Source organism: Streptococcus sp. k-628 (assembly GCF_013277475.1).
In the GTDB taxonomy this organism is placed as follows: domain Bacteria; phylum Bacillota; class Bacilli; order Lactobacillales; family Streptococcaceae; genus Streptococcus.
Map to the genome: position 1 here is coordinate 17,144 of NZ_VMMZ01000049.1, position 21,408 is coordinate 38,551.

Sequence of the window (21,408 nt, forward strand, 5' to 3'; positions counted from 1 at the left end):
GTCCATTAGTTTGATTTTACAATAAGAAAATAAACTAAAAGATGCGAATAAACCGTTTCTGCACTTTATCGCAAGTATAACCAACTTTTTCATAAAATGCATGAGCACCCAGACGATGATCGGCAGAGTTTAAGCGGATAAACCCATAACCACGTCTTTTTGCTTCTTGTTCCAACCCTTGTAGTAAACTTTTACCAATACCTTGACCTTGCGCTTGAGGTGAAACTGCTAAAGCTAAAATATTAAATCCTGCTTTAGAATAAAGTGATTCATAGACCTCAGCGTGGACATATCCAAGCAAGGCATGACTAGCTGTATCCTCATAAGCAAGTAGGAAATGATGTGAATCCTGAGATAGTCTAGCTAATTGACTAGCCGTTTCCTCTGGACTAAAAGAATAGCCCAAAGCATCTTGGTTGATCTCACATATTGCTTTCACATCAGTTTCTCTTAAATTTCTTAGCATTTCATGCCTCCTCGAAAGAAATCTCTGGCAACTGAGCAAGAATATCGTCTCGCTTAATGGCCCCTTGGCGTAAGATTTTCACCTTGTCTCCAGACAAATCCAAAATAGTTGAATCCTGTCCAGTTAGAAAAGCATCGTCTTCTAGACCCAGAACCTCTTGGTCAAAATCCTTCAGAATTTGTTCAAAGGTTACTCCACTTGCCTGACCTGAAATATTGGCAGACGGCCCAATCAAGGGACCTGTCTCTCGGATCAAATCAAGGGTAATCGGATGACTGGGCATCCGAAATCCAACAGTCGCGAGGCCAGAATTGACCCAATAGGGAACTCGGTCATTGGCTTCAAGGATAATGGTCAAGGGACCTGGTAAAAAGGTCTCTACAAGTTTTTGTAGATAAGTTGGCTGATTCATAGAAAAGTGCAAGATGTCCTCTAGAGAGGCGATATTGAGGTTAAGCGCCTTGTCTCTTGGACGACGTTTAAGTTGGTAAACATGGTCAACTGCTTTTTCGTCTAGAGCCTTGGCAAAGAGACCGTAAACTGTCTCTGTAGGAAGAACAACCGCCCCACCCTTTTCTAACTCTTGTCTAATCCTGTCCATCATCAACCACGACCATCCTATCTTGACCAAATTGGTCCTTGAGCGTTCGAACTCGCTGTTCAGGAAGATGTTTCCTAAAAAGTTCAGGAACACTTTGACCTTGCTTGTATCCAATTTCAAGGTAAATCTTACCACCATCTTTGAGATAGTCTTTTGCATCTTCCGTAATTCTACGGTAAATAGCTAGGCCATCCTCGTCTGCAAAGAGAGCTAGATGAGGCTCCGAATGCAAGACATTCAAGCCGACCTCTGACTCATCTTCACGAGAGATATAGGGTGGATTGGAAACAATTATATCATATTTTTCAGAAATTTCTGTAAAACAATCAGATTTTTTTAAAAATATTTGAAGATTTTGATTTTTAGCATTTTCGCTAGCTAAATCTAAAGCCTCTTGAGAAATATCTGTTGCGGTCACTGACCAGTCTGGTCTATTTTTAGCGAGTGCAAGAGCTATAGCTCCACTTCCAGTCCCGATATCTAGGATCTTAAGATTTTTCAGAGGATTTTCAGCCAGGATAAGCTCAACCAACTCCTCTGTTTCTGGACGGGGAATCAAAACTCGTTCATCCACTTTTAGCTGCATTCCATAAAAATCTGCCTGTCCAATGATGTACTGTGCCGGTTTATGGGCTGCTAACTGTTGGAAAATTTCTTTTACAAATACTTCTTCCTCTTCCGTCACTTCCTGCTGGAGGGCAAAAACAAAGTCCGTAAAAGATAGATTTTTCAGGCTACGATAGACAAAAGAGAGGCTTTCAGCTTCCTCTCCTTGTCTTATCAATTCTTCTTCAAAATCTGAAAATAATTGAGCTAATTTCATTATTTATTTAATTCTTCTAATTTTTGTGTTTGGTCATAGAGCACCAAGGCATCCACAACTTCGTCCAATTTACCAGACAAAATGGTATCTAGTTTTTGGAGAGTCAAGCCGATACGGTGGTCCGTGACACGGTTTTGTGGGAAATTATAAGTACGGATTCGTTCTGAACGGTCCCCAGTACCAATCGTTGACTTACGTTCAGCGTCTTGTTCGTCTTGTGCAATCTGAGCAAAGTGGTCAGCAACACGCGCACGGATGATTTTCATGGCTTTCTCACGGTTTTTCTGCTGGGTACGTTCTTCCTGCATCTCAACCTTGATATTGGTTGGTAAGTGAACGATACGAACGGCAGTCGCAACCTTATTGACGTTCTGTCCACCAGCACCAGAGGCGTGGTAGATGTCGACACGAAGGTCTTTGGGATCAATGTCGTATTCAACTTCTTCAACTTCTGGCATAACAAGAACTGTCGCTGTCGAAGTATGAACACGGCCTTGACTTTCTGTCACAGGAACACGTTGCACACGGTGGGCACCTGATTCGTACTTGAGTTTAGAGTAAACTGACTGACCTGAAACCATGGCAACCACTTCTTTGAAACCGCCGACACCGTTCATAGAAGCCTCCATGACTTCAAAGCGCCAGCCTTGGGCTTCCGCATACTTTTGGTACATGGTTAAAAGATCTCCAGCGAAAAGTGCTGCTTCGTCTCCTCCAGCTGCTCCACGGATTTCAAGGATAATATTCTTGTCATCATTTGGATCCTTTGGAAGGAGCAAAATTTTGAGTTTTTCTTCGTATTCTTCTTTTTCAGCCTTGGCATCTTTGAGCTCTTGCTTGGCCATTTCTTCCAAGTCCGCATCTCCGCTTGATTCCTTAATCATCTCTTCAGCGTCAACGATGTTTTGAAGGACTTGTTTGTACTCACGGTAGGCTGTTACGGTATCACGAGTTGAAGCTTCTTCTTTTGAGAGCTCCATGAAACGCTTGGTGTCCGAAACCACATCTGGGTCACTGAGCAATTCTCCTAGTTCTTCATAACGGTCTTCTACAGCTTGTAGTTGATCATAGATGTTCATTTTTTCTCCTTATTTCTCAATTGTTAAATCATAGATTGCTACTACTTCGTTCTCGGATATTTCCCCAGTTTCTTTAAATCCATAACTGAGGTAACAATATCTTGCATGTTCGTTTTCTGGTTCATAAGACAACCAAAGTTTATTGCTTAAACCTGCTGGCGCTGTTCGAACGTAGTCTAGTACTTTATCCATAATTGGTTTAAAATATCCTTGATTTTGAAAATTCTTATCAATCATAAACCGAAATAGTAAATAATTTCCACTACTAATTCCGATCTTTTTATCATAAGCTATCATCACAAAACCTATAATTGCATCATTATCATAAACTGCCAATGGAGCTACAAAATCTCCATTTTTAGTGTAGACGTATGCTTCAGCTAAACTAATTGCATTGGTTGCAATGAATTGTTTTTGATATTCCTTAACATCCAAATTCAAAACATCAAAATAATTTTCCATTGTAACATCTCTTAGTTCAATTGTCATAGTTTTGCTCCTTGTTAGAGGTTATCATTGGGGCAAAATAATGTTTACGGCAAACCGAGATATAGGTTTCATTTCCACCAATCTGGATCTGCTCACCATCGTAAACAGGCAGTCCATCCTGTGTTCGCAAAACCATGGTCGCCTTTTTCTTACAATACTGACAGATGGTCTTAATTTCGTCAATTTTATCTGCTAAAAGCAAGAGATATTTGGAGCCTTCGAACAGTTCATTACGAAAGTCATTTTTTAAACCAAAAGCCATGACGGGTATATCTAACTCATCAACAACACGAGCTAAGTCGTAAACATGGTGACGCTTGAGAAACTGAGCCTCATCAACCAACACACAGTAAGGTGTTTCTGGTAAATCACGGATAAATCCAAAGATATCCGTCGTCTCCTCAATCGCAAGGGCAGGGCGTTTCATGCCAATTCGACTCGACACATAGCCAACACCGTCACGCGTATCCAGAGCCGAGGTCATAATCACAACACCTTTTCCTTGCTCCTCATAGTTATAGGCCACCTTGAGAATCTCAATCGTCTTACCAGAGTTCATGGTCCCATAACGATAATACAACTGTGCCATGTTTCTTGCTTCACGTCCATTTCTAAATTTTTGCTACATTCTAGTATATCATAATTTTCTTAAGCTTTAAACGGCAAAATGTGGTAAACTAGAAGAAATCAAAAACTAGTGGAGGAAGCTATTATGCCATTTGTACGCATCGATTTATTTGAAGGACGCACGCTCGAGCAAAAGAAAGCTCTTGCTAAGGAAGTAACAGAAGCTGTTGTTCGCAACACTGGAGCCCCTCAATCTGCTGTCCATGTCATCATCAACGACATGCCAGAAGGAACTTATTTCCCACAAGGGGAAATGCGCACCAAATAAGCTAGCTTAAGCAGAATTGCTTAGGCTTTTTCAATCTCCAAGTAGCATCCATTGAAGAAATAGTCCAAATTTGTTACAATTTGAAAAGAGACTTGGAGAATTTTCCAAGAAAAGAGCTATTAATTAAAGGAAATATTATGATTACACGTGAATTTGATACCATCGCTGCTATCTCTACTCCACTAGGTGAAGGGGCTATTGGTATTGTCCGCCTGAGCGGAACAGAAAGTTTTGCTATTGCGCAAAAGATTTTCAAAGGGAAAGACTTAAGTCAGGTTGCTAGCCATACCCTTAACTACGGTCACATCGTTGACCCTCAGACTGGTAAAGTCATGGACGAGGTTATGGTTGGAGCTATGAAGTCTCCAAAGACCTTCACTCGTGAGGATATTATCGAGATTAACACCCACGGTGGGATTGCCGTGACCAATGAGATTCTCCAACTAGCTATCCGTGAAGGAGCTCGATTGGCTGAACCTGGTGAATTTACCAAACGTGCCTTCCTAAATGGACGTGTTGACTTGACTCAGGCTGAAGCCGTTATGGATATCATCCGTGCTAAGACAGACAAGGCCATGAACATTGCGGTCAAACAACTTGATGGTTCCCTTTCTGATCTTATCAATAATACCCGTCAAGAAATCCTCAATACACTTGCCCAAGTTGAGGTCAATATCGACTATCCTGAGTATGACGATGTTGAGGAAGCGACTACTGCTGTTGTCCGGGAAAAGACTATGGAGTTTGAGCAATTGCTAACTAATCTCCTTAGAACAGCCCGTCGTGGCAAAATCCTCCGTGAAGGAATTTCCACTGCTATCATCGGCCGTCCTAACGTTGGAAAATCCAGCCTTCTCAACAACCTCTTGCGTGAGGACAAGGCTATCGTTACAGATATTGCTGGTACTACTCGAGATGTCATTGAAGAATACGTCAACATCAACGGTGTTCCTCTCAAATTGATTGACACGGCCGGTATTCGTGAAACAGATGACATTGTGGAACAAATCGGTGTCGAGCGTTCGAAAAAAGCCCTCAAGGAAGCCGACTTGGTTCTACTGGTGCTAAACGCTAGCGAACCCTTAACCGCCCAAGACCGACAACTTCTTAAGATTAGCCAAGATACAAACCGTATTATTCTTCTTAATAAAACCGACCTTCCTGAAACGATTGAAACTTCTGAACTTCCAGAAGATGTCATCCGCATTTCAGTCCTTAAAAACCAAAACATTGATAAGATTGAAGAACGCATTAATGACCTCTTCTTTGCAAATGCTGGTCTAGTCGAGCAAGATGCAACCTACTTGTCCAACGCCCGTCATATTTCCTTGATTGAGAAGGCTGTTGAAAGTTTGCAAGCTGTTAATGAAGGACTGGAACTAGGTATGCCAGTTGACTTGCTTCAAGTTGACTTGACTCGTACTTGGGAAATCCTCGGAGAAATCACTGGGGATGCTGCTCCTGATGAACTCATTACCCAACTCTTTAGCCAATTCTGTTTAGGAAAATAGGAAAATCCATGATCGTTCTTGCGGTCATGGATTTTATTGTCTTTATTAGTAATCTGGTCTTAAGACCCCTGTTACAGTTGCCTTAGTTGCTTCGTAGTCGCCATCTACGACAACCTTGATAATGCGTTTGGCATCTTCTTCTGGTGCTGGAACAAGAGGTAGACGAGTTGGACCAGCTTCAAATCCCATATAGTTGAGAACTGCCTTAACTGGAGCAGGACTTGGATAAGAGAAGAGGGCATTGACCTTAGGAATGAACTTGCGCTGAATAGCCGCTGCTTTTTTCATATCGCTTTCTGCAATGGCAGTAAACATCTCGTGCATTTCATCCCCATTTGTATGGGATGCAACAGAAATAACCCCGTCAGCACCAAGATTCATGGCATGGAAGGCATCTCCATCCTCACCTGTATAAATCAAGAACTCTTCTGGCTTATGCTCAATCAAGTAAGCCATATTGGCAAGACTGGTACATTCCTTAACACCAATGATATTTGGATGGTCAGCCAAGCGAAGCATGGTTTCTGGAGTCAATTCGACAACTACACGACCTGGAATGTTATAGATAATAATTGGTAGGTCAGAAGCATCTGCAATGGCTTTAAAATGCTGATACATTCCTTCTTGAGAAGGTTTGTTGTAGTAAGGAACAATAGCAAGCCCAGCAGCAAAACCGCCAAATTCCGCTACTTCTTTGACAAACTCAATAGAGTCACGCGTATCATTGGTACCCACACCCGCAATCAAAGGGACACGTCCATTGACAATCTTTTGTACAGCCGCAAAGAGTTCCAACTCCTCATCGTGGGTCAAAGTTGGACTCTCAGCCGTCGTTCCTGCAAGAAGAATTCCATCCGTATGATGGGCCAATAAATGTTCAATCAAGGCTGGAATAGCATCAAAGTTGATGGAACCATCCTCGTGAAAGGGGGTAATAAAGGCTGTGATGATTTTACACTCTTTTAAATCTTGATAAGACATGAAAACACCTCTCAATTTCAAAGAAGGAGTTCATCTGAACTCCTAAACGATATGACTATTTTAATTCAAATTTCAATTCAGCTGTTGGACGAACCAAGCCACGTTCGTGAAGAGTTTCTGCAATCTGAACTGAGTTCCAAGCAGCACCTTTGAGCAGGTTGTCTGAAACAACCCACATGTGGATTCCTTTTTCAGCATCCAAGTCTTTACGGATACGACCAACAAAGGTATCACGTGAACCCACTGCATTGATAGCTTGAGGATAAATTTGATGAGCTACATCATCCTCAAGAACAGCACCTGGGAAGGCTGCGATAGCTGCTTTTACTTCTTCAATTGGAGCCACTTCTTTTGTTTCGATGTAAACAGACTCAGAGTGAGCTGACAAGACTGGAATGCGCACACATGTTGCAGACACCGCGATGCTATCATCTTCCATGATTTTCTTAGTTTCCTTAGTCATCTTCATCTCTTCGTAAGTGTAATCATTGTCAGTGAAAACATCAATTTGTGGAAGAGCGTTAAAGGCGATAGGATAGTGTTTCTTGTCCCCACCTGAAGGCAAGATTTCCGCATGCAAATCACGTGGGTTTACACCATCATTCAAGACTTCACGAAGTTCACGTTGTGTCTCAAGAATTGCTCCCATACCAGCACCTGAAACGGCTTGGTAAGTTGAAACAATGATACGGTCCAAGCCCCATTTTTGGCGAACTGGCTCAAGAGCTACCATCATTTGGATTGTTGAACAGTTAGGGCAAGCAATAATCCCGTTGTGGGCATCAAGTGCATGAGCATTGACCTCTGGAACAACCAAAGGAACATCTGGATTTTGACGGAAGTAAGATGTATTATCTACTACTACCGCTCCAGCTTTAACTGCGTATGGTGCATACTTAGCTGATGTAGAACCACCTGCTGAAAAGAGAGCAATATCAACTCCTTCAAAAGCTGTTTCAGTCGTTTCTTCAATCGTAATATCTTGGTCTTTAAATTTCAAAGTCTTGCCCGCTGAACGTGCAGAAGCAAGTAAACGAATTTTATCGATTGGAAGTGTTGATTCTTCCAACATTTTTATCATCTGAGCTCCGACAGCACCTGTCGCGCCGACTACAGCAACTGTATATCCCATAAATAACCTCTTTCGGAATTTTCTAAAAATTTCTATAATAGATGTATTATACTACTTTTTTCATGAATTGCAAAGCTTTTTCATTATTTTTTGGAAAATAAAATCCCCAGTCGCTAGACCAGGGACTAAGAGGCATCTTCATGTGATGAGCAGGTTCACACAACTCATCAAGGTCCGCTCCTGCGTTATGACCTCCTTATGCTCAATAGTAGTCCGAAGACTACCTATCGACTCATCGCATCTTCTATTCTACTAAAGAGAATGACTTTTGTCAACAGCCAAAACGCCTTAACTTCATTTATACAGGTCGATAAGAAAAACCTTGATCTCCCAAGGTCATTTTGTTTCTATCATGCTAATTGCCGGGATTGAACCGGCGACCTCATCCTTACCATGGATGCGCTCTGCCAACTGAGCTAAATCAGCTTACTTAAGAAGTATACTATAATCAGAAAAACTTGTCAAGTTTCCTTAGAAATTTTCTATAAGAAAAAGCCAGGTAAAGGCTACCTAGCTTGTCTTCTTCTATTTGCTTAAATCGATTCGACGACCAATTTTATCAATAATAATCGCTCCAATAATCAATGAGGCAAATTCACCGATCCCTGTTGTAAACCAAGTAAGGAAGAATGGTAATTCTGCTACAATATTTAACTCTGCAGCGATAGTAAACATGGAAATTGAAAAGAGGATTGAAAAGAAGAAATGATCTTTTCGAATCAATCCGTTAAAGAGGTAATCCTTGCTGTATTTTGCAAAAAGCCAAACACCTAAACTGAGGAATACCAAGGTTGATCCACCACCAACAAAGACATCTAGCAGTCCGAAGCTAAAGAAATTAGCAATCATACAACCGATGGTAACTCCGATGATGTACTTAGGATTGTAAAAAGCCATAAAGTTCATCATTTCTGAAATACGAAACTGATAAGCACCATAGCTGATGGCATTTAGAGGCGGTGTGACAGTCAAAACGACGTAGATAGCAGCGACGATTGCAATATCTGCAACATCACGAATAGTTAATTTTTTCATCTTTTCTCCTTTGGCGGTTGCCCGCGTGTAATATGCTTGGTGAAAGAAGCTAAGCACCAAGGGTTGCTTTATTCAACCTTACTAGTATAGCACAATAGCCTGCTTTATGCTATACTTAAAGCATGAAAATTTGTATTCAAAAATTTCTTAACAATGAAATCTTAGCCTATCTCTTTTTTGGCCTTGCTACAACTCTAGTTTCGATTCTCTCACGACTAGTCATTTATCAACTAAGTCATCAGGAACTCCTTGCTACTGCCCTAGCAAATATTATTGGTATCCTATTTGCCTTTATCACAAATGATACGATCGTGTTTAAGCAAAAAAAGAAGAATCGACTTATCCGTTTAGTGAAATTTTTTCTTGCCCGCCTTTCTACTTTTCTGTTAGATTTGCTCTTTACTTTTCTGTTTGTGACTCAGTTTCCTCACATCATAGGTCAATTCGTAAATGAAAATCTTGATAAGATAAATGCTATTGAAACAATAATTGCACAAATACTCATTATTATCATCAATTATATCTTGAGCAAGGTCTATATTTTTAGAAAATAATGCTCCATTTATGAGCCTTTTAATTGCCTTCTATAATGATTTAGGATACAATGAAACACGAAACGTTGAAAGGAAAACAGTATGTTAAAAAATCTAAAATCATTCTTGCTTCGAGGAAATGTTATTGACCTTGCTGTCGGTGTTGTCATTGCCTCTGCTTTTGGTGCTATCGTTACTTCACTTGTAAACGACATTATCACTCCTCTTATTTTAAATCCCGCTTTGAAAGCTGCTAAAGTCGAACGTATCGCTCAACTTTCTTGGCATGGAGTCGGCTATGGTAACTTTTTAAGTGCTATTATCAATTTTATCTTTGTCGGTACCGCCCTCTTCTTTATTATCAAGGGTATTGAAAAAGCACAGAAACTGACTGGCATAAAGGAAGAAAAAACTGACGAAAAAAAACCAACCGAATTGGAAGTCCTTCAAGAAATCAAAGCTCTTCTTGAGAAAAAATAAGCTATTAAAAGGATCTAGCGCAAAGCTAAATCCTTTTTTCTTTACTCTTTGGGTAACTTGCCTGCTTTTTCTAGCATCTTCTTGATAAGATAAGGCATCTTGACATTTTCCCGACCTTTTTTCTCAATCAGTTTTTTCACAAATTCCGGCATTTGTAAATCTTCAGATTCAGCCAAAATATTTTTCGTCTCATCTGAAGGAACTAACTCATCAAAGGTTTCTTCTTCTGGGAGAAATTCCTTAAATTCTTGATGTTCATTAGCTCTGACTGTATTAACCAAGGCATCAATCAAACGAGAATCCGTATTGGGCATTGGTGGACGATGGTAGGTAACACCCAATTCCTGACACAAGTCATAACATTCCACATCATTATCAAATAAAACTTCAATATGCTCGCTAATGAAGCTGATAGGAACAAAAATATAATGGTCTGGATGTTCTGTCTGTTCTCTGAGATATTCCAAAACATCTGGCTTAATCCATGGAATTCCGATATCACTTTCACTCTGCCAAGTATTGGTATATTGCTCGGAACTCAAACCCAGTTTTTCAGCGACTAACTTGCTATTTTCAAAAATTTGGTCGATATAAGGATCACCAAAGTCCAAGGCAAAAATAGGCACACTATGGGCAGAAAAGATGACTTTAAAGCTATCCTGCTTTACTTCTTCCTTTAAAATCTTAGCAATTTCATCTGCCCAATAGTTTAAGAGCGCTTCTTCCTGATACCAGTCCTTAATGACCAAAAATTGAATTTGCTTGCTTTCTAAAAATTTCTCATAACCCATGATAGAGTAGAAAGAATAATGGGGCTCCAAAATCAAGCAAATACACTGTTCAATGCCGTCTGCTTCCATCTGACCAATCACATCTGTAATAAAAGGTCTGGAAAATTTATTGGCAAAATAGACACTATATTCATTCCCCAGCCTAGCTTCTACCAAGGCAACCTCTTCACGGGTAATTTTTTGCAGAGGAGTACCTCCAATTCGCACATAATTATCATAAAGAGTTTGAATCTCATGGTCTTGAGGTCTCACTCCACGACGAATATTTGTGAAAAAATCAGCTACACCTTCAAAGGTAATCTCTTCTGGTGAACCAAAGGTCATCATTAAAATTGCTTTTTTCATAATCGCTTCCTTGTGATGTTTTTATCAAGTTTATTTTATCATGAATCCACTGATAAGTAAACGCTAACATAGCAGATTGCCCTAACTTCTGTCTTTTGTTTTTCTCTTCTTTCTATGATACAATGGAAAAAATGAATTCAAAAGGAGTTTTTTATGACTTATCCAAATCTCTTGGACCGCTTCTTGACCTACGTTAAGGTCAACACGCGCTCTGATGAACACTCTACTACTACTCCAAGTACGCAGAGTCAGGTAGATTTTGCTACAAATGTTCTTATTCCTGAAATGAAACGTGTTGGACTGCAAAACGTCTACTACCTTCCAAATGGTTTTGCGATTGGTACCTTACCAGCCAATGATCCATCTTTAACACGAAAAATTGGCTTCATCTCCCACATGGATACTGCTGATTTTAATGCTGAAGGAGTCAATCCACAGGTGATTGAAAACTACGATGGTGGTGTGATTGAACTAGGGAATTCTGGTTTCAAACTCGATCCAGCTGACTTCAAGAGTCTTGAAAAATACCCAGGACAAACGCTCATTACAACCGATGGAACAACCTTACTAGGTGCTGATGACAAGTCAGGGATTGCTGAGATTATGACTGCCATTGAATATCTAACTGCTCATCCTGAAATCAAGCACTGTGAAATTCGTGTTGGTTTTGGTCCAGATGAAGAAATCGGTGTTGGTGCCAATAAATTTGATGCAGAAGATTTTGATGTGGATTTTGCCTACACTGTTGATGGAGGACCACTAGGAGAACTTCAGTACGAAACTTTCTCAGCAGCTGGTGCTGAATTGCATTTCCAAGGCCGTAATGTCCACCCTGGTACTGCCAAAGGACAGATGGTAAATGCTCTTCAGCTAGCAATTGATTTTCATAATCAACTTCCAGAAAATGACCGACCTGAGTTAACGGATGGTTACCAAGGTTTCTATCATCTTATGGATGTGACAGGTAGTGTCGAGGAGGCGCGTGCAAGCTACATTATTCGCGATTTTGAAAAAGATACCTTTGAAGCGCGTAAAGCAGCTATGCAGTCAATCGCAGATAAGATGAATCAAGAACTTGGTAGCGACCGTGTCACCCTAAACTTGACAGACCAGTACTACAATATGAAAGAAGTCATTGAAAAAGATATGACTCCAATTACCATTGCCAAAGCCGTTATGGAAGATTTGGGTATCACTCCTATAATCGAACCAATCCGTGGAGGCACTGATGGATCTAAAATTTCCTTCATGGGAATTCCAACTCCAAATATCTTTGCTGGTGGAGAAAATATGCACGGTCGTTTTGAGTACGTAAGTCTCCAAACCATGGAGCGTGCCGTTGATACCATTATCGGTATTGTTGCTTATAAAGACTAAAAAGGACGAGGTAGCTTTGCTACATCGTCTTTTTTTTTATTATGTGACTATTAGTCCGTCTCGCTCCGTTAGGTGCGAGACAAAAAAACCACCCGCTATGCGGGTGCGCGTCGAAGGTTATACCAAAAAAACTCCGAACGCGATACAATAAAGGTGTTCAAGCCAATTGTAAAGCGAAAGGAGAAAAATATGGCACAAAAGGCTCATAGTTTATCGCACACAAAGTGGCATTGTAAGTATCACATTGTGTTCACCCCTAAGTATAGACGAAAAGTTATCTATAATCAATATCGAAGTAGTTTAGGCGAAATATTTCATCGCTTGTGTAGTTATAAAGGAGTTGAAATTATCGAGGGTCACTTAATGCCAGACCATGTACACATGTTAGTAAGTATTCCACCAAGGATAAGTGTTTCGAGTTTCATGGGTTATTTAAAAGGAAAAAGTGCACTCATGATGTTTGACAAACACGCCAATCTCAAGTACAAGTTTGGAAATCGGCATTTCTGGGCAGAAGGTTATTATGTAAGTACAGTAGGGCTTAATGAAGCCACAATTAAGAAATATATCCAAGAACAGGAAAAGCATGATATAGCACTAGATAAATTGAGTGTAAAAGAATATGAGGATCCCTTTAGGGATAGTGGTAAGTAATACTAAAGCCTCTTTAAGAGGCAAGTGACGAGTCAAGAGCAATGAGGCTTGAACAAAGTGAAAGCCAGCGTCTTTAGGCGCTGGCTGGTAATTTGGGCTTATATCCCTGAGACAAACCACCCGTTTGACGGGTGGTTATGATTATGCTGGTTTTTCTTAATTTCCAGCACTTGTTGTAGATTCTGTTGTTACCTTTTCTGAAGCTGGTTCAGCAGGTTTAGAATCTCTTGCGTTGCTCGGTTTGTTTTCGTCGCTAGCAGTTTCACTGTTAGATTCTGCAGTTGCGTTTGGTTGGTTCTCAGCACTGGTGTTATCACCATTTGCTTCAGCATTTCTTGCTGGACTTGTTTCTTCACTTGCGCTAGCTTTTGACTGGATTTGGTGATTCAAAACTAGAATAGCTTTTGTCAATTCAAGTAAAGCTGCTTTGTCTTTACTCTTAGCAGAAAGTTGATCTAGTAATGCATCCACTTTATCAAAGTCCGCATCAGATCCATTATTACTTTCTAAATAAGAGTGAAGCGATATGAGAATATCGTAGAGTTTTTGATAGAGTACAAGTGTCTGAGGATCTTGCTCAGCATTTTCCTTTTCCTGTTGAAGGGCGCTAGCGATACGAGTCAAGACATCTTTCACCTGGCTGTTTACTTCATCCAAGTCTGCATCAGCCTTGTTTGTAGCAGCTTTGAGATTTTCTACTTCTTCTGCCAAGGATTGTCTGATTCCTTCTTCTTGGATTTGCTCCAAGAGTTGAGTTGCCTTGCTCAAAAGACTTTCTACTTCTTCCTTGCTAACATGATTGACATGCTCTTCTTTTTTAAGATCAGGATAAAGATCTTTCAAAAATTCATAAATCGCTTGCTTAGCAGATTGGTTATCAACTGTTTCTTTATCTAAAACTGTTTCATTTACTTTTGTAGAAGCTGGCTGATTTTTCAAAGCCTCTTCTACTTCTTGTTTTGCCTGATAGATGCTTGGGAATAATTTGTTCAATTCTGCTGCCTTAAGGAAGGATTGAGATTGATACAAGGTCCAAGTCAACTGAGCTACTTTATTTCGAAGTTCATCACTCAAACGACCGTCATTTACGTGTTCGTAGAAATACTTGATGTATTCCACAGTTGTAACACCTGTTCGGTCATTAAAATCTTGCAAGGCTTGAAGTTGTGATTCAACCGCTACTAAACCAGCCTCATCTTTTGCCAATTTAGCTTCTTGGAGTCGAACGAGAAGGTCTTTCTTAGGAAGCCCATAAGAGTCTGTATCTAGTGTATTGATTTTATCAATCAAGGATTGATATTTCTTATCTAAAGCACTTGTTTCAACAGGTTTGACACTTTCATCAATATGGATGTATTGTTTATCAAAGAGGTCAAGTGTTTTTAGATAGCCCACAGTAGAGTTGGTTGCCAGTTTCTTCATATTTTCAGTAAACTGACCTAAAGCTAACTCAATCTGTCTTTGTTCGATAGGTTTGTCTTTATAGATACTTCTGCTATCAGCTAGAAGTTGATCTACTTTTTCCAAGACTGCCTTCTCATCAAAGGCTCCAGGTTGATAATTGGATTGTAGGGCTGGAATCTTGTTTTTCAAAGCCACTTCATATCCCTTCGTTTGAACCTTGATATAGTGATTGTGGTCGCCATGAGGAATCACAAAACTACCATTTTCTACCTGCAAACTATAAGGAGACACACCATCACGTAAGGCAGTCGTATAAAGTTCATTTAGGAAATCAAGCTCTGTATTGCCAGTTTGGAGTGGAAGTCGAACATGTTCCTTACGAACAGCATATGGGTGGATATGAGTTGGATCGTAGGCTTGGTCTGGATTTCCAAAGACAAAGAATCCGTTTGAAATTCTAATAGCTTCAAGTGGAACACCATAGGTCTTAGAAATGTAAGCAATCTTTTCTTCATCACTAGCATCTCTTGAGAAAGACTCTACTGTTTTAGCAAGAGGTTGAACAGGCTCTGCATCATGATGTGCTTTCAAATGATCCTGAGCTTCCTTAATTTGATCAGCTGTCAAGTCCTTCTTGAAGAAGTAATGATTGTGGTTACCATGAGTCATGACAAAGCCTTGATCATCCTCACTAATGACACGATCGGCATCAAAACTGTGATCATGGTCTTCATCATGATGGTGTCCATGATGATCTTCATCGTGATCGTCATCGTGATCGTCATCATGAGCTGGATTTGGTGTTGCTGTATTTGCCCCTTTCAAGTGGTCTTGCGCTGCCTTAATTTGGTCTGCTGTCAAATCTTTCTTGAAGAAGTAATGATTGTGATTACCATGAGTCATGATAAATCCTGATTCATCTTCAGCGATAATACGATTAGCATCAAAGCCGTGACCATCTTCTTCATGTTCCTCATGTGAAGTTCCTGGATTGATTGGAAGAGATGGCGAAGGTGTTGTTAGACTATTACTTGGAAGAGTCGGTTGTCCAATTTGATTCAACTTAGGAATGTAATGGAAATGATCACCATGTCTTACGATATAAGCTGTTGCTGTTTCCTCAACAATATCTTTTGGATTAAAAATATAGCCATCAGATGTTGAAGAGATAGGCTTATTTGTGAGTAATGAGGCATGATTCAAAGTAGATGGACTAGACGCTACTTCATGAGGTTTTTCATTTGTAGAGACCGTAGAATCAGTTCCACCGATAGGCACCATTCTAGCAATCTTTTCTTCTAAAGCAGAAAGTTTGCTATAAGGAATAAAGTGATAATGGTCGCCATGCGGAATCGCAACTCCATTTGGCGTACGGCTGATAATCTTAGCAGGGTCAAAAACCAGACCATCTGACTCACTGTAACGTTGGTCGCTAGGTAAATCATAGAGTTCTTTCAATAGACTTTGGAGATTTTCAACTTTGCTTTCTGGCTTGCTAGTTGAGCCTTGTGCTACAGATTGCGTGTTATTGTCACTAGCTGTTGAAGAATAGCTTAGCTGACTTGGTTGCGTATTTTTGCCAGCTAGATGAGCTTTTGCTGCTGCTAATTCACTAGCAGACAAATCACTTTTTGGAATGTAGTGATAGTGACCTCCGTGGGGAACGATATAAGCATCACCCGTATCTTCGATAATATCAGCTGGATTAAAGACATAACCATCATCTGTCGTATAGCGTCCCTGAGACCTTGCTACAGCAACATCAGAGCTGACCTTCTCATTATCTTTGACATGTTCTTGTTTTTGACGATTGATTTCATCCTTAGTTCGAACATTATCAGCATGAGCTGCATCTTTTAGGTAGACATAATATGTTCCATCGACCTTGATGATATAACCACCTTTGACTTCATTGACAATATCAGCGTCTTTAAGTTGATAGTTTGGATCCTTCATCAAGAGTTCTTCACTAAAAAGGGCATCATAAGGAACTTTCCCATTATAGTAATGATAGTGGTCACCGTGTGACGTTACATAGCCCTGATCTGTAATCTTAATGACAATTTGCTCAGCCTGAATTCCTTCTTTTTGGCTGACCTGGTCTGGTGTCAAGTTTTCACTTTTCTGACTTGACTGACTGCCATCCACATAAGAGACACGATTATTGTCCTTATTTTCCTGCGAACGATGCTGGTTTAGTGCATATGCACATAGACTCAAGGATACGATAACAGCTGATCCAGCTGCTATATACTTTTTACTGAATTTCATAAATCCCTCATTTCAATAAATGATGAAGCTTTTTCTTAACTTCTTTTTCTCGGTTAAACATTTTTTCTAAACTGGTTATTTAACCATTTAATTAACCAGTAAATAGTTTACCTTTTTTAAGTTTATCTGTCAAGATTTTTATATCATTTAAAAAAATAAAAGCCAGTATTACTACTGACTCTTACATTATATCGATTTAATAGGATAAACTTATGCTTCTGGCTTCGTCGTAACTGACTCAGTACCTTTTAACAAAGCAAGTAATTTTTCTGCTTCTGCCATGATTCCATTATTATCCATGATTTGGAGGCTAAAATTATTTCGTAAGCTATCTAGGCTTTCCGTTGCCTTAGCTTTCAGATTAGCATCCGTTACTTTATCAAGTAAAGCTTCTACTTCTTTGAGTTTAGCTTCTACTTTTGCAGTCTCTACTTGATGGACTTCTGGCTCTTCTGTAGTATCTTCAGCTTCTTCCTCTGTCTCGTCTTCATCAGTGCTCGGTTTATAAAGATTATCTGCTGAAGGATTTAAACCAGCGTGATTCTCTTTTTCATCAGATTCAGAGCGAGTTGGCTCACTTACTTCATCATGTTCCTTATTTTCATCAGGTTTACCGTCTTGGTCTGCCTTATTTTTACGAACATGGTCGCTAGCATTACCCCAACCATTATCTGAATGAGGACGTTGGTCCGGATGTTCAACGTAGTATTTTATAGTCGCAAAGAGATCCTCAAGGCTATAACCCTTAGGTGCCTTATAGAGTCCTTCGTCAAACCATGCAAACTTAAGATTATGATAGTGATCAAAGTGAGGAATGATAAAGTAACCATTCTGTACAGCTACAGTATACTGTAAATGATTTGGTATTTTTTCTAATGGTACCTTGTTCTCAGCTTTTACGCGGTTATAGATAGCTTCTGTCCCTGTTGCCTCTGGTTTTGCTTCAGTAGAATTTGGAGCTTGTAAGCCTTTTTCTTTAGCATAAGCCTGAGCTGCTGCCCTTTCAGCTTCAGATAAGCTGTCTTTTTTAATCCAGTGGCTATGGTTCAAGTGTGGAGTGACGTAGGCATTTCCTGCATCACTTTCAATATCATGTTCGTCAAAAATGTAGCCATCTGAGGTTGTATATTTACCTGCTAATTTCGCTAATTTAATTTCATCGTTTGTATAGGCAATTTGAGCATTTGGTTTGCCAAGGCGTTCTGGGTGAGTAATTGGTGCTAAGAATGCCAATAAATCATCTACCAATTTTACTTTATTATTAGAAGATTCATTATTCAAGCGTTCTGCTAATTTGTCTAAGGCTTGGAAATCAACAGCACGCCCCTTATTTTCAGACAAGGCTTTATGAGCCTGGGTTAACAGATTGTAAGCTTTATCATAAAATTCTCGGTCACGAAAAGCGACATTTTCTTTTTTAGCAACTAGAGCATGTGTCTCTTGAGTTTTCTTAGACAAGAGATTTTCAATAGCATCAATCTTATCCTTAGCCAAGTCTTTAGCAAAAACATAGTGACTGACACCAGCAATTTCCACAACATATCCTTTTCCAACTTTTCTAACAACCTGTTCTACTGCAAAATTAGTTTGTTTTTTCTCAGTTGACGGTTGAGCTTGCGGTTTTGGTGCTGGTTTCAAATAATGCATTCCTGGCACGACTGCACCATTTTGCCCTTTTAACAGAATCATTCTTGCAATCTTCTGCTCTAAATCAGACATTTGTGAATAAGGGATAAAGTGATAATGATTTCCGTGAGGCACAGCAACACCATTTGCTGTACGATCTGTTATTTGTGCTGGGTCGAATACCAAGCCATCCGATTCCACATGTCGTTCTGACAAAGGTTTGGCATACAATTCACGTAAAAGGCTTGAAATATCTTCCCCTTGATTCTGATGATAAGTTGGAGTGACAGTTAGATTGTGGTTCTCTGACAAGCTTGGTTGAGCTGGATTTGCATTATGACTAAAACTTGAAGAAGGACGAGACCCCTGCTTCCCATTCCAATAAGCTTGGGCTGCAGCTAATTCCCCTGCAGACAAAGCGCCTTTTGGTATATAGTGGAAATGATTTCCATGCGGTACAATAAAAGCGTCACCTGTATCTTCAATCACATCTGTCGGACTAAAGACATACCCATCATCCGTTGTATAGGCGCCTCCAGTTGATCTATTCGATGCTTGCGTATTGAGATTAAAGTTTGGTTTAATGGTTGAACTTAGTTTATCTGTACTGCTTGGTTTCGTATTATCAGAATGCTTTTGAACTGGCTGACCTCCAATTGGTAGATTTCGAGCCAATTTTTCTTCCAAAGCAGACATTTGTGAATACGGAATGAAATGGAAATGATCCCCATGAGGAACTGCGACCCCATTTGCAGTACGTTTTATAATTTGTGCTGGATCAAATACCAATCCATCAGACTCCACATGACGTTGGCTAAGTGGCAAAGCGTACAATTCTTGAAGGAGACTAGCTAAATCCTCACTTTGACTTTCAGAATCTGTTGCAGGATTTTGAGGTGTCTCAGATTGACTCGTTCTCACACTAGATCTTGTTTCTCCCCTGCTAGAACGATATTCAACCGTACTTAATTGACCGCCTTTTCCAGATAGGAAGGCTTGGGCAGCAGCTAATTCACTGGCAGACAAGTCACTCTTAGGAATATAATGGAAGTGATTGCCATGAGGAACGATATAGGCATCACCCGTATCTTCGATGATGTCAGAGGCATTAAAGATATACCCATCATCCGTTGTATAACGTCCTTGGGCTCTGGCTGCAGCAACAGCATTATCTGTGCTTGCATTATGATTATGACTGTGTTCCTGCTTCTGACGTTTAATCTCTTCTTTTGTCCGAATATTGTCCGCATGGGCCGCATCTTTAAGGTAAACATAGTATTTCCCGTTTACCTTAATGACATAGCCACCCTTGATTTCATTGACAATGTCTGCATCCTTCAACTGATAATTCGGATCTTTCATCAGCAGTTCTTCACTGATGATGGCATCATAAGGAACCTTGCCATTATAATAATGATAATGGTCTCCATGAGAGGTCACATAACCTTGATCCGTAATCTTGATGACAATTTGTTCGGCGTTGATTCCCTCTCTCTTACTGACTTCATCTGGTGTCAAATTTTCTGCCTTTTGACCAGCCTGATCACCGTCTATATAAGCAACTCGATTAGACTCTTTCTTAGCCTGACCAGCTTGGTAACGACCAAGTTCATAGGAACAAACACTTAGGGCAAGAACTGCCACTGAACCTGCTACATATTTTTTATTGATTTTCATTCTTTCCTCATTTCAATTCTTCTGCTAGAACACTCATATTTTCTTCTAGGTTTTCTAAATAGGTCTTGTCATTTTGTGGGTCTGCCTCTAAAGGATTCAGAGTTTTAAGACCCACACCTGTTGATTTGACAAGAGTTTCAGCTACTTTTGAAGAAGCATTACTTTCTGTAAAAATCGTTTTAACCTTATAGGTCTTAACAAATTCCTGAATTTCTGTTAGTTGTCTTGGACTTGGTTCTTGTTCAGGAGAGATACCTGCAATACCAAGTTGATTAAGTCCAAATCTCTTCGCTAGATAAGAAAAGGCTGTATGTTGTGTTACAAAGGTTTTCTGACTCGCTTTTTCAAATTTAGGCTGGAATTTCTTAGTTAGTTCTTGAGCTTTTTTGATAAAGGCTTGCGCATTTTTCTGGTAAATTTCTTTATGCTCACTATCCACCTCTGAAAGTTTGTCAGCGATAATCTGAGCTTCTTCGCCAGCTTTTTCAGGATCTAGCCAAGTGTGAGGATCATAGAGCGTTTTTTCATCAACACCATCCCCTGCTTCCACATCTTCTAGCCCTGGGACGCGGTCTAAAGTCATTCCCTCTGAAGCCTCTAAGACCTTCACTTTAGATTTTTTTAGATTAGGATCTAAACTTCCTGCCCAAGATTCGAGCGTATGAGAATGGTAAACAAAGACATCTGCATCATAGATGGCCGCGATGTCATTTGCTGAAGGTTCAAAGGAGTGAATTCCACTACTTGACTGAATCATCCGAACATCATTCAAGTCACCAGATACTTCCTTAACCATAGCGTAGATAGGATAAAAACTGGTCACAATTTTCATCCCCTTTCCTGTCTGACTTTCCTTTTGACTACAGGCTCCTAGCAATAAAAGAAAGACACTTAACAAGACTAAAAATAAATTTTGTTTCTTCATGAGCAACTCCTTAACCATTTAATTAACTAGTAAACATTCTACTCCTAAAAATTTAATCTGTCAAGATATTTTTAGAAAAAATTTGAAATTTCTTTCACATATAAAAATCTGCTGAGTTTCAACAACTCAACAGATTCTCACTTTATATACTCAATGAAAATCAAAGAGCAAATTAGGAAGCTAGCCGCAGGCTGCTCAAAGCACGACTTTGAGGTTGCAGATAGAACTGACGAAGTCAGCTCAAAACATGTTTTTGAGGTTGTAGATGAAACTGACGAAGTCAGTATCATATACATACGACAAGGCGAAGCTG

General features: G+C 39.8%; 19 protein-coding genes, 1 tRNA gene and 1 riboswitch. Of the genes, 6 read left to right on the forward strand and 14 right to left on the reverse strand.

The features are described from left to right. Positions 1-34 precede the first annotated feature (34 nt). The 6 genes from HT730_RS06905 to HT730_RS06930 are packed head-to-tail and all read right to left on the reverse strand — an operon-like array spanning position 35 to position 4,047. Complete coding sequence (locus HT730_RS06905) at positions 35-466, reverse strand: GNAT family N-acetyltransferase (protein WP_173307168.1); 432 nt, start codon at positions 464-466, stop codon at positions 35-37. A 1-nt stretch (position 467) separates the two neighbouring features. Then, the gene (locus HT730_RS06910; RefSeq protein ID WP_173307169.1) at positions 468-1,070 is read right to left on the reverse strand and encodes an L-threonylcarbamoyladenylate synthase; all 603 of its coding nucleotides are present in this window, start codon (positions 1,068-1,070) and stop codon (positions 468-470) included. Further along, entirely contained in the window at positions 1,054-1,890 is an 837-nt protein-coding gene (prmC, locus tag HT730_RS06915) for a peptide chain release factor N(5)-glutamine methyltransferase (protein ID WP_173307170.1), read from the reverse strand. The genes HT730_RS06910 and prmC overlap by 17 nt, the downstream gene beginning before the upstream one ends. Further along, positions 1,890-2,969 carry a peptide chain release factor 1 gene (gene prfA, locus HT730_RS06920; RefSeq protein WP_001028819.1) on the reverse strand — a complete coding sequence of 360 codons (1,080 nt, stop codon included), beginning with the start codon at positions 2,967-2,969 and terminating at the stop codon, positions 1,890-1,892. Before prfA ends, prmC begins: the two co-directional genes overlap by 1 nt. 9 nt (positions 2,970-2,978) lie before the next feature. Continuing rightward, the gene (locus HT730_RS06925) at positions 2,979-3,458 is read right to left on the reverse strand and encodes a GNAT family N-acetyltransferase (protein WP_033680346.1); all 480 of its coding nucleotides are present in this window, start codon (positions 3,456-3,458) and stop codon (positions 2,979-2,981) included. Further along, a complete protein-coding gene (locus HT730_RS06930) occupies positions 3,448-4,047 on the reverse strand; it encodes a thymidine kinase (RefSeq protein ID WP_000068137.1) in 600 nt (199 codons plus the stop codon). The genes HT730_RS06925 and HT730_RS06930 overlap by 11 nt, the downstream gene beginning before the upstream one ends. A gap of 123 nt (positions 4,048-4,170) precedes the next feature. Here HT730_RS06930 and HT730_RS06935 point away from each other — a divergent pair, with 123 nt between their 5' ends. Together HT730_RS06935 and mnmE are read left to right on the forward strand one after the other, a co-directional pair. Continuing rightward, positions 4,171-4,353 carry a 4-oxalocrotonate tautomerase gene (locus tag HT730_RS06935; protein WP_001117401.1) on the forward strand — a complete coding sequence of 61 codons (183 nt, stop codon included), beginning with the start codon at positions 4,171-4,173 and terminating at the stop codon, positions 4,351-4,353. Positions 4,354-4,490: 137 nt separating this feature from the next. Then, the gene (gene mnmE, locus HT730_RS06940) at positions 4,491-5,864 is read left to right on the forward strand and encodes a tRNA uridine-5-carboxymethylaminomethyl(34) synthesis GTPase MnmE (protein ID WP_173307171.1); all 1,374 of its coding nucleotides are present in this window, start codon (positions 4,491-4,493) and stop codon (positions 5,862-5,864) included. Between the two features lie 45 nt (positions 5,865-5,909). On the opposite strand, the gene dapA is transcribed toward mnmE, so the two are convergent. The 4 genes from dapA to HT730_RS06960 form a co-directional block, all read right to left on the reverse strand. After that, positions 5,910-6,845 carry a 4-hydroxy-tetrahydrodipicolinate synthase gene (dapA, locus tag HT730_RS06945; protein WP_000121606.1) on the reverse strand — a complete coding sequence of 312 codons (936 nt, stop codon included), beginning with the start codon at positions 6,843-6,845 and terminating at the stop codon, positions 5,910-5,912. 55 nt (positions 6,846-6,900) lie between these two features. Further along, positions 6,901-7,977, reverse strand: a complete 1,077-nt coding sequence (locus HT730_RS06950) for an aspartate-semialdehyde dehydrogenase (protein ID WP_000542463.1) — start codon at positions 7,975-7,977, stop codon at positions 6,901-6,903. Positions 7,978-8,330: 353 nt separating this feature from the next. Then, positions 8,331-8,403: transfer RNA gene (locus HT730_RS06955), tRNA-Thr, on the reverse strand. A gap of 99 nt (positions 8,404-8,502) precedes the next feature. After that, the gene (locus tag HT730_RS06960; RefSeq protein WP_173307172.1) at positions 8,503-9,012 is read right to left on the reverse strand and encodes a QueT transporter family protein; all 510 of its coding nucleotides are present in this window, start codon (positions 9,010-9,012) and stop codon (positions 8,503-8,505) included. After that, positions 9,010-9,106, reverse strand: a riboswitch (PreQ1 riboswitch). It overlaps the preceding gene by 3 nt. Before the next feature lie 28 nt (positions 9,107-9,134). Here HT730_RS06960 and HT730_RS06965 point away from each other — a divergent pair. Together HT730_RS06965 and mscL are read left to right on the forward strand one after the other, a co-directional pair. After that, a complete protein-coding gene (locus tag HT730_RS06965; protein WP_173307173.1) occupies positions 9,135-9,566 on the forward strand; it encodes a GtrA family protein in 432 nt (143 codons plus the stop codon). Positions 9,567-9,647: 81 nt separating this feature from the next. Further along, positions 9,648-10,025: a large conductance mechanosensitive channel protein MscL gene (gene mscL / locus HT730_RS06970; RefSeq protein WP_000916792.1), complete on the forward strand. Its 378-nt coding sequence runs from the start codon at positions 9,648-9,650 to the stop codon at positions 10,023-10,025. Positions 10,026-10,066: 41 nt separating this feature from the next. On the opposite strand, the gene hemH is transcribed toward mscL, so the two are convergent. Then, the gene (gene hemH, locus HT730_RS06975) at positions 10,067-11,161 is read right to left on the reverse strand and encodes a ferrochelatase (protein ID WP_173307174.1); all 1,095 of its coding nucleotides are present in this window, start codon (positions 11,159-11,161) and stop codon (positions 10,067-10,069) included. A gap of 153 nt (positions 11,162-11,314) precedes the next feature. Here hemH and pepT point away from each other — a divergent pair, with 153 nt between their 5' ends. Both pepT and tnpA read left to right on the forward strand, forming a co-directional pair. Further along, entirely contained in the window at positions 11,315-12,538 is a 1,224-nt protein-coding gene (gene pepT, locus HT730_RS06980; RefSeq protein ID WP_173307175.1) for a peptidase T, read from the forward strand. Between the two features lie 189 nt (positions 12,539-12,727). Next, positions 12,728-13,192, forward strand: coding sequence for an IS200/IS605 family transposase (gene tnpA, locus HT730_RS06985; RefSeq protein ID WP_000057429.1), 465 nt, complete (start codon positions 12,728-12,730; stop codon positions 13,190-13,192). 156 nt (positions 13,193-13,348) lie between these two features. On the opposite strand, the gene HT730_RS06990 is transcribed toward tnpA, so the two are convergent. The 3 genes from HT730_RS06990 to adcAII all read right to left on the reverse strand — a co-directional run bounded on the left by HT730_RS06990 (position 13,349) and on the right by adcAII (position 21,095). Beyond that, on the reverse strand, positions 13,349-16,867 hold the full coding sequence (locus tag HT730_RS06990) for a pneumococcal-type histidine triad protein (RefSeq protein WP_173274481.1): 3,519 nt from the start codon (positions 16,865-16,867) through the stop codon (positions 13,349-13,351). A gap of 210 nt (positions 16,868-17,077) precedes the next feature. Next, positions 17,078-20,170: a pneumococcal-type histidine triad protein gene (locus HT730_RS06995; protein ID WP_173307176.1), complete on the reverse strand. Its 3,093-nt coding sequence runs from the start codon at positions 20,168-20,170 to the stop codon at positions 17,078-17,080. Positions 20,171-20,177: 7 nt separating this feature from the next. Next, complete coding sequence (gene adcAII, locus HT730_RS07000) at positions 20,178-21,095, reverse strand: zinc-binding lipoprotein AdcAII (RefSeq protein WP_173307177.1); 918 nt, start codon at positions 21,093-21,095, stop codon at positions 20,178-20,180. Positions 21,096-21,408 lie beyond the last annotated feature (313 nt).